We start from the raw sequence: 15,298 nt of genomic DNA, 5'->3' as shown, positions 1-15,298 counted from the left end.
ACGAAATGTCCTACGGGACTGACGGACCAGTATTGACGCGCAGCCCAAAGCCGCTCTCACCCAGCTTGTAAGACAGCCTTACTGCTCAAGGGCGCACGCCATATGAAATCACCTTCCCAGACCAACGCAATTGACTTCGATAGCGCCAAATTGCAACGCCTGGGTTTTGGTCAGCAGCAACCCACTCTGGAGAGGCCGGTCAGCCTTGCGCAATTGCGCCAGCAATTGAGCATGCAACTGCAAACCAGTCTTGAGCCACAACGTATTCTCGGTGTGTTCTTCCGCGAGATTCAGCGCCTCGTCCCCCTTGATGCCTTGAGCTATGAGCACAAGAGTAGCGACTTGCGCCTGGAGTTCGGCCAACGTGGCCATCATTCGATCAGCTACAGCCTCAGCCATGAAGGCGAGCACTTAGGTGAACTGGTGTTTCGCCGTAACCAGCGTTTCAGTGAGCAGGAACAGGGCAACCTTGAGTCACTGCTGGCGGCGCTGCTCTACCCGATGCGTAACACCCTGCTCTACCGCGCCGCCACTCAAAGTGCGTTGCGTGATCCACTGACGGACACCGGCAACCGTATCGCGATGGACCAGACGCTGCATCGTGAAGTCGAACTGTCCCGGCGCCACTTGCAACCTTTATCGCTGCTGATGCTGGACATCGATCACTTCAAGCAGATCAATGACAACCACGGGCACAGCGCCGGCGATGACGTGCTCAAGGCGGTTGCTGCCTCGATCAAGAACCAGTTGCGCAACGTCGACATGGTGTTTCGTTTTGGTGGCGAGGAGTTTTTGATTCTGTTGTCCAACACCTGCCGTGAAGCCGCCGCCCTGGTCGGCGAGCGTCTGCGGTTTGCGGCACAGGCCGAGGAATACCTCGCCGATGGCCGCTCGATCGGGCTGACCGTCAGCCTGGGTTGCTCGACCCTGCTGCCCGGCGAGTCTGCCGAGAGCCTGTTGCGACGGGCCGATAATGCGTTGTACGTCGCCAAGCGCGAGGGGCGTAATCGGGTGACGATGGCGGGATAAAACTTCAGCAACACTGCAAAAACAATGTGGGAGCGGGCTTGCTCGCGAATGCGATCTGACATTCAACGATGAAGTTGATTGACAGTCCGCTTTCGCGAGCAAGCCCGCTCCCACATTTGGTTTGTGTTGCCTTTGGATCAGCTCTCAGCCAGTTCCAGCCTTTCACGGACTACCGGCGTTTTCTCCGCATGCTCCAACTGCATGCAGCGCTCCAGGAACAGGTACATGTAGTCGTAGCTCTTGCACACGGCCTGACGCAATTCCACTTGCAGGGCTATGCTCGGGTTCATGCCCGCCAGCGTGCAGATGATTTCCAGCGCTTCCCAGGGATGAGCATCGTCATACTGGGCATGCATCTTCAGCCACTTCATCGCACGCTTGCGCTCTTCCTCGGGGAACGAGGCGGCGTAAACGCCATTGGAACAGACCACTGCCGACCACTCTCCGGTCGCACCTTCGATGGCGTAGTTGGTGGCGGCAATCGCCACGATCAGCGAGTCCGACGAGCTGGTGTGCCAGCACCAATGACTCAAGGCGTGAAGTTCCGGGGCAACCTGTTGCGCCTGTAGATCTTCCAGGCTCACGCCGTGCGCGCGGCTCCAGTTCACCCAATAATCGGCGTGGTTCAATTCGACACGAATGTTGCGCATCAGCCAGCGACGCGCCATGTCTTCGCCGGGATGACGGGCAAAACGGGTCTTGGTGAGGTTTTGTGCCATGTATAACGCGAACTGTTCGACCACCGGCCAGCCACCTATCAGGTACTGACGCATGGTCTTTGCACTGAGCTTGTTGTCACGCATGCGCTGATACAGTTCGTGTTCGACAACCCGGCGCTTACTCTCGCTGCAATCCTGAATCAGGCGCTGGGCCCAGGCAGGGTAACTTGCAGCTTCCATGAGTGGTCCGGTTCTGTTGAATGTGTCGATCACTGTCGAGCTCCTTTTGATTGTGATTATTAGATCAGCGAGAGATTTCAACGGAACGTGCCAGGGGCCTTGAACAACAAAGGCTGAGGCCTGGCAGGACGACTTAGCAGGCTATCGCAGGTAAACAGTTGCGGGCGTTCAATGACATACCCTTGAGCATAATCCACCCCGATCTCCAGCAATGCCTGCTCGATCTGAGGCGTTTCGACAAACTCGGCAATCGTACGCTTACCCATGACATGGCCGATGTGATTGATCACCTCGACCATGGCGCGGTTAATCGGGTCGTCCAGCATATCCTTTACGAAACTCCCGTCGATCTTCAGGAAGTCTACAGGCAAATGTTTCAGGTACGCGAATGAAGACATCCCGGCACAAAAGTCGTCCAGCGAAAACAGGCAGCCTAACCCTTTGAGTTCATTAATGAATTTAATTGCGCTGCCAAGATTGGAAATTGCGCTGGTTTCAGTGATTTCAAAACAAATCATTTCAGCCGGAATCGAGTACGCAACGAACTGTTCACGCAGGAAGTCCAGAAACGCCTCGTCTCCGATTGTTGTGCCTGACAGATTGATCGCACACATGGCCAGCGGCCCGTGGCGTTTCTCAGCGCGGCATTGGGCAATGATCTTGAACACGTTCTGCACGACCCAACGGTCGATGGAACTCATCAGGCCATAGCGCTCGGCAGCCGGAATGAAACTGTCGGGCAGAATCATGCGCCCGGATTCATCATGCAGGCGCAACAGGATTTCAATGTGTGCGCCGCCAGAATCGATGCCCAGCGGCGCGATTTCCTGCGCGTACAGGCAGAACCGATCCTCTTCCAGCGCCATGTGCAAGCGCTGCACCCAGGCCATTTCGCCAAAACGCAGGGACAGTTCCGAGTCGTCGGGGTGATAGACCTGAACACGGTTGCGGCCCTTTTCCTTGGCCATGTAGCACGCCATGTCGGCAGCACGAAGCGAGGCTTCGAGGGTGGTCGGGTTTTGCGAAACATGGACCAGACCGATACTCACGGTGGTCACGAATGGCCGGCCCTTCCATACGAAGTGCAAGTTCTGCACGGTCAGGCGCAGGTTCTCGGCAATTTTCTCCGCCGCCTCCGGCCCGCAGTTTTCCAGCAGGATGCCGAACTCGTCGCCTCCCAGGCGGGCCAGGGTATCGCCCTCGCGCAACCCCGATTGCAGCAGCGCGCAGATATGCCGCAGCAACTCGTCACCCGCCGCATGGCCGCAGGTATCGTTGACCAGTTTGAATTGGTCGAGGTCGAGGAACATCAGGGCATGCCGCCCCGACTGGCGCGTCAGGTTGTGCAGCGCTTGCTCCAGGCGATACTCGAATTCGCGGCGATTGGCCAGGCCGGTCAAGGCATCGTGAGTGGCCTGCCAGGACAGATTGGCGATGTACTGCCGCTCCTGAGTCATGTCGTGCAGCACCAGTACGGTGCCGCTGACCTTGCCGGCGTTGCTGATCGGCGCACCGACCAGCGTGACCGAAACCGTACTGCCGTCCAGACGCTGGATCAGTTTGGAATGCTCGCTGCCGCCACTGAGCTGACCGCTCAGAATGCGTTCGATCAAGGTAGAACCGTCGGCCTGGGCGTTCTCGTCCAGCAGATTGAACAGCGCTGCCAGCGGCAAACCCGTCGCTTGCTCGGCCTTCCAGTGGGTCAAAGCCTCGGCGGCGGGGTTCATGTAGGCGATGGCGCCTGCGACGTCCGTGGTAATCACGCCATCGCCAATTGATTGCAGGGTGATCTGCGCCCGGTCTTTCTCTAGCTGCAAGGCGTCGGCGAAGGCATGGCGTTGCTTGAGCAGTTTATGGGTGCGCATCAAGGCCAACACAATCAGGCCCAGGGCGGTGGCCAGGTTGGTGACCAGCAGCAGGCGAAGAATCACCCGTGAACCTTCACCCAAGGCATCGCTAAAGGCTTTCGCCGCGGGCGTCACCTCATCATTGATCGCGAAAATCTGTTCTTTCCAGCGCCGGATATCGCTCTCCGATGCCGGCGTGGCGGTAATGTGCTGGTGCATGTCCCGCGCAACGTCATCGAGCCGGGCCAGATACGCATCACCCACGGTCCAGAGATCGATGGCCTTTTCGAGGTAACTGAAATGGCGGAAATTGAGATACAGCCAGATCAGGCTGGATATGTCGTCCGGGTGGTTGCCGCCCTTGAGGATCGCCAGTCGTGCGGCCTCGATGTCAGGTGGCTGCTGATCCAGCGCCACCCGCAACTCATGACCGCCCTGGGGCACCGAAATGGCGTCCTGGTATTTGCGAAAAATCGCCTCGTCACGGCTGTCGGCGTAAAGATTGAGGTAATAGATGGCGTCTTTCTGACCCTTGGACCAGAGGCTTTCACCGGCCACATAGCCGCGAACCGCCGACAATACGTACAGGCTGACACCGCCCAACAGGGCTTGAAACAACACAACGGCGATAAATGGCCAGACGATGCCCAACAACCGTGGCGTTCCGAGAGTCCGCGTTTGATTCATGAGGTCCCTTGCATTAGCACTGCTTGATCGTCATCCGGACGAAATCGCTACCGCTAGACTAGGTGGCGATTGCGATCAGGGCAAGCGGTGAGCCTCGCCCGAGAAGGGCTGAAACGGCCATTGATAGCGGTGACGATATTGTTTTTGTCGGACTTCAAACAGCGTTCATTCGTTCGGCCTCGTAGGCTACATTTGCTGCAAATGACCGTACAGCTTGGCGTACAAACCGCCATCGGCGATCAGTTGCTGATGGTCGCCATCCTCGGCGATTTGCCCGCCGTCGAACACCAGCACGCGGTCAGCCTGTTTTACCGCGGAAAGTCGGTGGGCAATGATCAACGTGGTGCGGTTGCTCAGGAACCGCGCCAACGCCTGGTGCAGGTTGTATTCGGTGGCGGCGTCCAGCGCAGAGGTGGCCTCATCGAGGATCACCACTTTCGGCTCCGCCAACACCATGCGCGCAATCGCCAGGCGCTGACGCTGACCGCCGGACAAACGCACGCCGGAGCGGCCAACGATACTGTCCAGGCCATTGGGCAATTCACGGATCGTGGCGTGTAACTGGGCAATTTCCAGGGCCTGCCAGCAGGCTTCGTCGCTGCGTTCACGGCCCATGGTCAGGTTGGCCCGAACGGTGTCGTTGAACAGCGCCGGATGCTGCAGGACCACGGCGACATTCTCCCGCACGGTTTCCAGGCCGATCTCTTGCTGGGTCGAGCCGCCGAAGCGGATGGTCCCGGCCAGCGGCGTGTACAGCCCCAGCAGCAACTGCACCAGCGTGCTCTTGCCACCGCCACTGGCGCCGACGATGGCGACCTTCTCACCCGGCGCGATGGACAGGTTCATCTGGTTCAACACCAGCTCATCACCGTATCCGAAACTCAAGCCCTGAACCTCGATACCCACGGTCTCACGCCCGGTGAACGGGTCGACGCCATTGGGGTATTGCGGCTCGTCGGCGCGGGACAGTAATTCATTGATTCGCGACAGCGCCCCGCCGGCGGCGTAATAGGCGTATTGCAGGTTCAGCAGTTGCTCCACCGGGCCGATCATGAACCACAGGTAACTGAACACCGCGAGCATCTGGCCGATGGACAGGTCGGAGAACAGCACGGTAAGCATGGCGGCGGCACGGAAAATATCGATGCCGAACTGGAATAGCAAACCACTGGCCCGGTTCGACGCATCGGTTTTCCACTGCGAGTTCACTGCATAGTCACGAACATCCCGGGCACGTTGTCCCAAGCGGCCGAGGAAAAACCCCTGACGGTTGCCGGCGCGCACTTCCTGGATCGCATCCAGGGTTTCAGTCAACGCCTGGGTGAAGCGCGAAGTGCTGTCGTTCTCGAGTTTCTTCAGGTGCTTGACCCGTTTGCCCAACTGCACCGTGGCGTAGATCACCAGCGGGTTGAACAGCAGAATCAGCAGCGCCAGTTGCCAGTGCATCCACATCAGGATCCCGGCGGTGCCGACCAGTGTCAGCATGGCGACGAGGAAACGGCTGAGGGTTTCGCCGACGAATTTGTCCAGTGTGTCGAGGTCGGTAACCAAGTGCGTGGTCACCGTGCCGCTGCCCAGGCTTTCGTATTCACCGAGCGAGATGCGCTTGAGGCGTTCGATCAGGCGGATGCGAATGCGATAGACGATGTCCTTGGCCAACGCGGCGAACAACTTTGCCTGCACCACGTTGAACAGCAACGCCGCACAACGCAGGGCCAGCGTCACCACCAGCATCAGACCGATGTAGCCCGCGGCTTTTTGCCAGACCTCAGGGAGTGCGAGGTTCATGACTTTCAGCGCGGCGTCACCGTGGCCCAGCAGCACTTCATCTACCAGCAACGGCAGCAGCAGCGGGATCGGCACACTGCACAGGGTCGCCAGCACGGCTACGCCGTTGGCGATCCATAGGGATTTCTTGTGGTGCAGGGCCAGACGACGAATTTCCGCCCAGCTCAGCCGATCGACACCTTTCGCGGTTGGGGCATCGTCAGGCAGGTCATGCACAGGCAGCGCGCTCCAGCCAGCGGCCGAGCAGCGGGGACAGCACGCTGAGCGGCTGATAGCCATTGGTCAGCAACGCCAATTGACCATTGCGCTCAGCCAGCAAGGTAGGGAAACCGGCAATGCCCAGGTCCTGAACCCAGGTGAAATCGGCAGCCGTCGCCGCGTGCATGTCGGCACGGTCGAACGCGGCGGCGAATTCGATACGCGGCAGACCGGCCTGCTCAGCCAGTTCCACCAGCACGCTGGCGCGGGTGACATCGCGACCTTCGGCGTAAAACGCGTTTTGAATCAGCCCGACGAGTTTCCATGCACAATCCGGCGCCAGATGACGTGCGGTCACCAGCGCGCGGCAGGCAGGTTCAGTGTCGTAGACGAAACCGTCGGGCAACGCGCCTTCACGCTTGAACGGCTGGCCGGTGGCTTCGGTGACCGCCTGCCAGTGTTCAAGAATGTAGCGGCGGGTGGTCGGTTCCAGCGCGGCGCCACTGCCGGTTCGCAGGCCGCCTACTACCAGATGCACGTCCACGCCCGCGGCCGCCGCCTGCTCTACCAATGCGCTTGCAACCGGAGCGAAGCCCCAGCACCAGGAACACATCGGGTCCATCACATAGAGCAGGCGTGCAGACATGATTCAGGCCTCGGTAGATGATGCTTGCTTGTAGTTGTAGCCGATCGGATGAGGCATGTTGCGGGCCTTGGCCAGTTCGATCTGCTTTTGCCGATCGATGGCGCTGCGACGGGTTTTCTCGCTCAGCGTGTCCCAGCAATGCGGGCAGCTGATACCGGCCACGTAGTGCTCGGAGGTGCGATCTTCAACGCTGACCGGCGTGCGGCAGGCATGACATTGATCGTAGTCGCCCTCGCTCAGGTCATGGCGAACCGTCACGCGGTTATCGAACACGAAGCAGTCGCCCTGCCATTTGGTTTCTTCCTGCGGCACCTCTTCGAGGTACTTCAGGATGCCGCCCTTGAGGTGATAGACCTCACCGTAACCTTCGCTGAGCATGTAGCTGGAAGCTTTCTCGCAGCGAATGCCGCCGGTGCAGAACATCGCGACCTTCTTGTGCACGGCCGGGTCGAAGTTCGCTTTGATGTAGTCGGGAAATTCGCGAAAACTGGTGGTTTTCGGGTCGATAGCGCCTTCGAAGGTGCCGATCGAGACTTCGTAGTCGTTGCGGGTATCGATCAACAGCACTTCCGGATCGCTGATCAGCGCATTCCAGTCCTGCGGATCAACGTAGGTGCCGACCTTCTTGTTCGGGTCCACGCCTTCGACGCCGAGGGTGACGATTTCTTTCTTGAGTTTGACTTTGGTGCGGTAGAACGGCTGTTCGTCGCAGTACGACTCTTTATGGTCGATGTCGTCCATGCGCGGGTCGTTCTTGAGCCAGGCCATCAGCCCGTCAATGCCTTCGCGGCTGCCGGACACGGTGCCGTTGATGCCTTCTTCGGCGATCAGCAGCGTGCCTTTGATGCCGTTGTCGACCATTGCTTGCAGCAGTGGCTCGCGCAGGGCGACGTAATCTTCCAGGGTGACGAACTTATACAGTGCCGCCACGACAATCTGTTGTGTCATGGGTAAATCTCCAGGTGGCTACCCTCGTAAGGGGTGAACCGGATGCGAAAAAAAACGCGCCGGGTGAGCGGCGCGTTTTGCAGTCTAACAAAAATATCCCTCTCTGTAGGAGCACAGCTTGCTGGCGATGGCGTATTCAAGATCGCCATCGCCGGCAAGCCGTGCTCCTACAGGTGGTGGTCTCAGTGCTTGCTGCCGCCAGCACAGGTTGGCGAGGCCGGAGCCGCGTCGATCTGTGCCCATTCCTCTGGCGTGTAGGTATGCAGCGCCAACGCATGGAACTCGCCCATCAGCTCGCCGAGCGTGCCGTAGACTTTCTGGTGGCGCTTGACCCGGTTCAGGCCTTCGAACTGCTCACTGACCACCACAGCCTTGAAATGGGTTTGCAACCCGCGGCTGTGCATGTGGCTTTCATCCAGCACCTGCAGATGCTGGGGCTGAAGCAGGCCAAGCGTCGATTCGATGCGTTGTTGCATGGTCATACCGAACTCCGCTTAAGGCTTTTTCTTGGCTGGTGCGGCGGCGCCTTTCGGCTCCAGCTCGGCAGTCATGTCAGCCAACAGTTTGTTGACCACAGGCACCGCGCTTTCCAGCTTGGCCTGGGTCATCTGGGCCGATTGCTGGGTCAGCTGCGGCATTTTTTCCAGGACTTTCTTGCCCAGTGGAGACTGGTAGAACGCAACCAGGTCCTTGAGCTCGGATTCGGTGAAGTTGGTGGTGTAGAGCTTGACCATGTCCGGTTTCAGCTTGTTCCAGCCGATGGCCTGGTCCAGCGCGGCGTTAGCCTTGGCCTGGTAGGTTTCCAGTACGGCTTTTTTCGATTCCGGGGCTTTGGTTTGCTGGAAGCGCTGGGCAAACATCTGCTGAACCTGCATGTACACCGGAGTGCCCAATTTGTCAGCATGCGCCAGGGTCAGGAAAGCCTCGGCACTGGCGTTGTGGCTGGCGGTATCGGCAAAAACCTGGCCGCTGGCACAAACCAATGCAACCGCGGTACAGATGGCACGAAGACGAGTCATCGAGTTTCCTTTTCTAGCAGGCGAGGTAAAACCCCAAGGACGTCCATTCTGCGCCTAAAAAAGTGTGTCACTCAACCCCAAGCCTTGTCGCGCCTGATTTAGAGGGGTTCAATGGTCAGAATCGAGACTGATGGAACCCCGGCCGTCGATCACGGCCTAAACTGCGCAATCACCTACAGGAGTGTGACCGATGAGCCGTATCGAAACCGACAGCCTTGGCCAGGTTGAAGTCCCGGATGAAGCCTACTGGGGCGCTCAGACGCAACGCTCGCTGGTCAACTTTGCCATTGGCAACGAACGCATGCCGCTGGCGGTGCTGCATGGCCTGGCGCTGATCAAGAAAGCCGCGGCCCGGGTCAACGACCGCAACGGCGATCTGCCTGCCGACATCGCCCGTCTGATCGAGCAAGCCGCCGACGAAGTGCTCGAAGGCCAGCATGACGATCAGTTCCCGCTGGTGGTCTGGCAGACCGGCAGTGGTACCCAGAGCAATATGAACGTCAACGAAGTGATCGCCGGCCGCGCCAACGAACTGGCCGGCAACCCGCGTGGCGGCAAGTCGCCGGTGCATCCCAACGATCACGTCAATCGCTCCCAGAGCTCCAATGACTGCTTCCCCACCGCCATGCACATCGCCGCTGTACAGGCCGTGCAGCAGCATTTGCTGCCGGCGATCAGCGAGTTGTCGGGCGGTCTGGCCGAGCTGTCGGCGCGCCACATGAAACTGGTCAAGACCGGCCGCACGCACATGATGGACGCTACGCCGATCACCTTCGGCCAGGAAATCTCGGCGTTCATCGCGCAACTCGATTACGCCGAACGGGCAATCCGCAGCGCTCTGCCGGCGGTGTGTGAACTGGCCCAGGGCGGTACGGCGGTCGGCACCGGGTTGAATTCGCCGCATGGTTTTGGCGAAGCGATCGCCGCCGAACTGGCAGCCCTCTCCGGCCTGCCGTTCATCACCGCACCGAACAAATTCGCCGCCCTGGCCGGTCACGAGCCGCTGACCACGCTGTCCGGCGCGCTGAAAACCCTCGCCGTGACGCTGATGAAAATCGCCAATGACTTGCGCCTGCTGGGCTCCGGGCCTCGCGCCGGTTTCGCCGAAGTGAAACTGCCGGCCAACGAACCCGGCAGTTCGATCATGCCCGGCAAGGTCAACCCGACCCAGTGCGAAGCGCTGTCGATGCTGGCGTGCCAGGTTTTGGGCAACGACGTCGCCATCGGTTTCGCCGCCAGCCAGGGGCATTTGCAGTTGAACGTGTTCAAACCGGTGATCATCCACAACCTGCTGCAATCGATCCGCCTGTTGGCCGATGGCTGCAGCAACTTCCAGCAGCATTGCATCGCCGGGCTGGAGCCGGACGCCGGGAAAATGGCTGAGCATCTGGAGCAAGGTTTGATGCTGGTGACGGCGTTGAACCCGCACATTGGTTATGACAAATCGGCGGAGATTGCCAAGAAGGCTTACAGCGAAGGGCTGACCTTGCGCGAGGCTGCACTTCAGTTGGGGTATCTGACTGATGAAGAGTTTGATGCGTGGGTGCGGCCGGAGAATATGCTGGAGGCTGGGGCCAAGGGCTAAAGTCTTCGGTGCCTGATAGTCAGTCATCGCGGGCAAGCCTTGCTCCTACAGGTTTTGCGTCGTGCATATATTCCGTGAACGACACCATCCCTGTAGGAGCAAGGCTTGCCCGCGATGAACGATAACGCGTTCTAGCTGGCCGCCATCCGCAACTTCCGCGCCTTGAGCCCGGCAATCAACGAAGGCCCCAACGCCACCAGCGCCGACCCCAGCACAACCAATATCGCCCCGCCATAACCCAGGCCATTGATGGTCTCGGCATGCACATACTCCGGCCACCACAAAGCCGCCAGGGCAACAGCGCCAAACGTCACCAACGGCGTGATCGCCAATGTCGCACTTACTCGCGACGCTTCCCAATGCGCCAGCGCCTCGGCAAACGCACCGTAGGCAATCAGGGTGTTCATGCAGCACGCCAGCAGCAGCCAGCCTTGCAACGGGTTCAACTGCAGTGCTTCCAGCGGATGCACCCACGGCGTCAGCAACAGCCCGCAGAACAGGTAGATCACCATCATCACCTGCAACGAATTCCATACCGTCAGCAGCTGTTTTTGCCCGAGCGCATAGAAAGTCCAGACCGTGGACGCCAACAACACCAGCAACACGCCGGCGGTGTAATCGCTCAATGACGTCAGCAACTCAGCCAGGCGCTGATTGAAAAACAGGACGAAACCGATCAGTAGTACCAGCAGCCCAATCCCCTGCCCCAGGCTGAAACGCTCCTTGAACACAAACACGCTGGCGATTAACAGCATGATCGGTCCCATCTGCACCACCAGTTGCGCGGTGCCGGGGCTGAGCAGGTTAAGGCCCATCAGATACAGCACATAGTTGCCCACCAGCCCGAGCACCGCCATCAACACCAGCCAGCCGCCGCGCGGGCCCAGCACTTTGCGGCTCGGCAGGCGTTTGGTCGCCGCCAGATAAAGGAACAGGCAACCACCGGACACCATCAGGCGAAACCAGGTCACCGTGACCGGGTCCATCACCGTCAACACCTGTTTGAGCTTGATCGGCAGGATTCCCCACAGCAGCGCGGTCAGCAAGGCCAGGAAAAGTCCGTAAACCCAGCGACCCGATGAAATGTGCATGCAAACCCCGCAACCCGATGACTTGAGCCGCCATTCTAGGCGCACCGGCGTGAAGCACACAGGGACAGTTGGCGTCTGGCCGCGAATGAAACTGTGCAGGTCGCAACGTGAAATTGGCGTCGTGCCGTCGATCGGGTCGCCAGGCGCGGCAAGTGCTTGTTGCCTAACCTGATTGGATCCATCAACAGCAATTCCCCTCAGGAGATCGCCATGTACGGCATGCGCGCCCAGGACAACGCCCCCGCCCTGCATTTTCGCAGTGACCGGTTATCTCGGGTGAATGGGGAGTTGTATTTCAGCACCCGGGAAAACACCCTGGAAGGGCCGTTTGCGAATGCAGAGGCGGCTGCGCGGGAGGTTCAGGTTTACATTGAGCGGATGCAGAACTTGGTGGTGAATCAGTAAAATTGCGGCGCCTTCATCGCTAGCAGGCTAGCTCCCACACTGGATCTGTGTCGCCCATCAGATGCCTGTGGGAGCACAGCTAGCTCCCACAGGGGATTTGTGGCGTTCACAAGACCCTTGTGGGAGCTAGCCTGCTAGCGATAGCTATTGAACAGTCACTACAAAACCCGAAGCAGTTATCGCACCGCCTCAAACAACCCGGTCGCTCCCATCCCGCCACCCACGCACATGGTCACGATGCCGTAGCGCAGATTACGCCGCTGCAACTCACGCACAATGTGCCCGACCTGACGCGAACCGGTCATGCCGAACGGATGGCCAATGGAGATCGAGCCGCCATTGACGTTGTACTTGTCGTTGTCGATTTCCAGTCGATTGCGCGCGTACAGGCACTGCGAGGCGAACGCTTCGTTGAGTTCCCACAAATCGATATCGGCAATCTGCAAACCTTTGGCCTTGAGCAGTTTCGGCACCGAGAACACCGGACCGATGCCCATTTCATCCGGCTCGCAGCCCGCCATGGTGAAACCGCGGAAGAACGCTTTCGGCTTCAGGCCCAGTGCCAGGGCTTTTTCCAGGCTCATCACCAATGTCATGGAAGCGCCGTCAGACAGTTGCGACGAGTTGCCCGCCGTCACCGAACCATCCTCGGCAAATACCGGGTTCAGGCCGGCCAGGCTTTGCAGCGTGGTATCGGGACGGTTGCAGTCATCGCGATCGACGACGCCGTCTAGAATCTGCACCTGACCGGTGGCTTTGTCCTCAACGCGGTACTTCACCGCCATCGGCACGATTTCATCATCGAACAAACCGGCGCCCTGAGCCTGAGCGGTGCGCTGCTGACTTTGCAGAGCGTACAGATCCTGTTCCTCGCGGCTGACGTTGTAACGGCGAGCGACGATTTCGGCGGTCTGACCCATCGGGAAATAGATGCCCGGCACCTGTTCCTTGAGCAGCGGGTTGATCAGGTTATCGGTGTTGACGCTTTTCATGGTCAGGCTGATCGACTCGACGCCACCGGCGACGATGATATCGCTGCAACCCGAAGCGATCTGGTTGGCGGCAATGGCGATGGCCTGCAAACCCGACGAGCAGAATCGGTTGAGGGTCATGCCAGCGGTGCCGATGCCCAGACGCGACAGCACCGCGACGTTGCGACCGATGTTGTAGCCCTGGGCGCCTTCATTGGAGCCGGCGCCGACGATGCAATCCTCGACACTGGCCGGGTCGATGCCGGTACGCGCCAGCAAGGCGTTGACGCAATGCGCGGCCATGTCGTCCGGACGGGTCTGGTTGAACTTGCCGCGAAAGGATTTGGCCAGGCCGGTCCGCACGCTGTCGACGATCACCACTTCACGCATGGCATACCTCATTGTTGTTGTCGGTTGAGAGTGGACCGAGCATAAGCCCACCCAATTACCGACCGCGACAATCATTCACCCCGCGTATGCGCAACCATCGCATCAGTGTTTGCCTTTGCTTTCCTTCTTCGCATGTTTGTCGGACTTTTCGAATGCTTCTTCCAACGCTTGGTTAATGGTGCGCAACACCTTGACCCGTGCCCAGCGCTTGTCGTTGGCTTCGATCAGTGTCCACGGCGAGATTTCAGTGCTGGTGCGATCGACCATATCGCCGACGGCTGCACGATAGTCGTCCCACTTTTCGCGATTGCGCCAATCGTCTTCGGTGATCTTGAAACGCTTGAAGGGAATTTCTTCACGTTCCTGGAAGCGTTCCAGTTGCGTTTGTTTGTCGATGGCCAGCCAAAACTTGACCACCACCACTCCGGCATCGCTGACCTGCTCTTCGAAATCGTTGATCTCACTGTAGGCGCGCAACCAGTCCGCCGGGCTGCAAAAACCTTCGATGCGTTCCACCAAGACGCGGCCATACCAGGAACGATCGAAAACGGTAAATTTGCCCCGCGCTGGCAGGTGTCGCCAGAAGCGCCATAGATACGGCTGCGCCCGTTCTTCTTCGGTGGGTGCGGCAATCGGCACGATGTTGTATTGACGCGGGTCGAGCGCCGCCGCCACACGCCGGATCGCCCCGCCCTTACCCGCCGCGTCATTGCCTTCGAATACCGCCACCAGCGCGTGTCGGCGCATGCGTTTGTCACGCATCAGCCCGGACAGCCGCGCCTGTTCGGTCACCAACTGTTCTTCATAATCGGCTTTGTCCAGATGCAGGGTCAGGTCCAGGCTGTCGAGCAGGTTTACCTGATCGACGCTGGGAAACACGGGGGCGGCGCTGACTTTCTCCGGATGGATCTTCGGCCGCTTCAATGCACCGTGCAGGCTGTCGAGCAAAATCTTGCCCACCACCAGGCTGCGATAGCGCGCGTCCATCCCGGCGATCACATGCCACGGCGCATAGTCACGGCTGGTGCGACGCAGGACACGCTCACCGAATTTCACGAACCGGTCGTAAGTCTCCGATTGCTGCCAGTCCAGCGGGCTGATGCGCCAGCTGTGCAATGGATCGTCGGCCAACGCCTTGAGGCGCGCCTTCATCTGTTTCTTGGAGAGGTGGAACCAGAATTTGACGATCAGTGCGCCTTCATCGCAGAGCATCTTTTCCAGGCGCTCGGCCGCGTTGATCGCTTGGTCGAGACGCGGGTCCTTGAACTCGCCATGCACCCGGCCCTGCAACATCTGGCTGTACCAGTTACCGAAGAAAATCCCCATGCGCCCCTTGGCCGGCAACATCCGCCAGTAACGCCACGCGGGAGGCCGCGCCAGTTCTTCATCGGTTTGCTGATCGAACGTGCGGACCTCGATCAAGCGCGGGTCCATCCATTCGTTGAGCAATTTGACCGTCTCGCCCTTGCCGGCGCCTTCGATGCCGTTGATCAAAATGATCACCGGAAACCGGCGTTGCTGCTGAAGCTCGAATTGCGCTTCGAGCAAGGCTTCGCGCAGCGCGGGCACCTCGGCGTCGTAGGTTTCTTTGTCGATGGCGTGATCGATTTCGGCGGATTCGAACATGGACGGCTCCCTTCCAGATGTGAGCAAGACTAGCGGATTGGACAAAAGGCCGGGAGGGAAATCCCTGCGGATGTAACTCCCTTTTTTGTAGGAGCATGGCTTGCCCGCGATAGCAGCCTTGAGATCGCCATCGCGGGCAAGCCTTGCTCCTACAATGGCGGTTCAGCGC

13 protein-coding genes are annotated in these 15,298 nt (G+C 59.4%); 3 read left to right on the top strand and 10 right to left on the bottom strand.

Features of this window, described 5'->3' with window-relative positions:
- The first annotated feature begins 102 nt into the window (after positions 1 to 102).
- Positions 103 to 1,029, top strand: a complete 927-nt coding sequence (locus tag V6Z53_RS10200) for a GGDEF domain-containing protein (protein ID WP_338585377.1) — start codon at positions 103 to 105, stop codon at positions 1,027 to 1,029.
- 137 nt (positions 1,030 to 1,166) lie between these two features.
- On the opposite strand, the gene V6Z53_RS10195 is transcribed toward V6Z53_RS10200, so the two are convergent.
- The 7 genes from V6Z53_RS10195 to V6Z53_RS10165 form a co-directional block, all read right to left on the bottom strand.
- The gene (locus V6Z53_RS10195) at positions 1,167 to 1,961 is read right to left on the bottom strand and encodes an iron-containing redox enzyme family protein (RefSeq protein ID WP_338585376.1); all 795 of its coding nucleotides are present in this window, start codon (positions 1,959 to 1,961) and stop codon (positions 1,167 to 1,169) included.
- A gap of 44 nt (positions 1,962 to 2,005) precedes the next feature.
- A complete protein-coding gene (locus V6Z53_RS10190; protein ID WP_338585375.1) occupies positions 2,006 to 4,462 on the bottom strand; it encodes an EAL domain-containing protein in 2,457 nt (818 codons plus the stop codon).
- A 186-nt stretch (positions 4,463 to 4,648) separates the two neighbouring features.
- On the bottom strand, positions 4,649 to 6,466 hold the full coding sequence (locus tag V6Z53_RS10185; protein WP_338585374.1) for an ABC transporter ATP-binding protein: 1,818 nt from the start codon (positions 6,464 to 6,466) through the stop codon (positions 4,649 to 4,651).
- Complete coding sequence (locus V6Z53_RS10180; RefSeq protein ID WP_338586475.1) at positions 6,459 to 7,061, bottom strand: DsbA family protein; 603 nt, start codon at positions 7,059 to 7,061, stop codon at positions 6,459 to 6,461. The genes V6Z53_RS10185 and V6Z53_RS10180 overlap by 8 nt, the downstream gene beginning before the upstream one ends.
- A 36-nt stretch (positions 7,062 to 7,097) precedes the next feature.
- Entirely contained in the window at positions 7,098 to 8,042 is a 945-nt protein-coding gene (locus V6Z53_RS10175) for a rhodanese-related sulfurtransferase (RefSeq protein ID WP_338585373.1), read from the bottom strand.
- Between the two features lie 182 nt (positions 8,043 to 8,224).
- Entirely contained in the window at positions 8,225 to 8,524 is a 300-nt protein-coding gene (locus V6Z53_RS10170) for a BolA family protein (RefSeq protein ID WP_150704429.1), read from the bottom strand.
- Positions 8,525 to 8,536: 12 nt separating this feature from the next.
- Positions 8,537 to 9,061, bottom strand: coding sequence for a DUF2059 domain-containing protein (locus V6Z53_RS10165; RefSeq protein WP_150704430.1), 525 nt, complete (start codon positions 9,059 to 9,061; stop codon positions 8,537 to 8,539).
- Between the two features lie 190 nt (positions 9,062 to 9,251).
- Between V6Z53_RS10165 and V6Z53_RS10160 the strand changes: the two genes are divergently transcribed.
- Positions 9,252 to 10,646: a class II fumarate hydratase gene (locus tag V6Z53_RS10160; RefSeq protein ID WP_338585371.1), complete on the top strand. Its 1,395-nt coding sequence runs from the start codon at positions 9,252 to 9,254 to the stop codon at positions 10,644 to 10,646.
- Between the two features lie 131 nt (positions 10,647 to 10,777).
- On the opposite strand, the gene V6Z53_RS10155 is transcribed toward V6Z53_RS10160, so the two are convergent.
- A complete protein-coding gene (locus V6Z53_RS10155; protein WP_338585370.1) occupies positions 10,778 to 11,737 on the bottom strand; it encodes a DMT family transporter in 960 nt (319 codons plus the stop codon).
- A 210-nt stretch (positions 11,738 to 11,947) separates the two neighbouring features.
- On the opposite strand from V6Z53_RS10155, the gene V6Z53_RS10150 reads away from it, so the two are divergent.
- A complete protein-coding gene (locus V6Z53_RS10150) occupies positions 11,948 to 12,142 on the top strand; it encodes a DUF6316 family protein (protein ID WP_338585369.1) in 195 nt (64 codons plus the stop codon).
- A gap of 176 nt (positions 12,143 to 12,318) precedes the next feature.
- Here V6Z53_RS10150 and V6Z53_RS10145 read toward each other — a convergent pair whose 3' ends face one another.
- Both V6Z53_RS10145 and pap read right to left on the bottom strand, forming a co-directional pair.
- Positions 12,319 to 13,503: a thiolase family protein gene (locus V6Z53_RS10145; RefSeq protein ID WP_338585367.1), complete on the bottom strand. Its 1,185-nt coding sequence runs from the start codon at positions 13,501 to 13,503 to the stop codon at positions 12,319 to 12,321.
- A gap of 102 nt (positions 13,504 to 13,605) precedes the next feature.
- Positions 13,606 to 15,129 carry a polyphosphate:AMP phosphotransferase gene (pap, locus tag V6Z53_RS10140; protein ID WP_338585366.1) on the bottom strand — a complete coding sequence of 508 codons (1,524 nt, stop codon included), beginning with the start codon at positions 15,127 to 15,129 and terminating at the stop codon, positions 13,606 to 13,608.
- Positions 15,130 to 15,298 lie beyond the last annotated feature (169 nt).

It is taken from the genome of Pseudomonas sp. MAG733B (assembly GCF_036884845.1).
Lineage (GTDB): Bacteria > Pseudomonadota > Gammaproteobacteria > Pseudomonadales > Pseudomonadaceae > Aquipseudomonas.
Note: the sequence above shows the minus strand (reverse complement) of the source record. Positions and strands in the feature narration are given on the sequence as shown.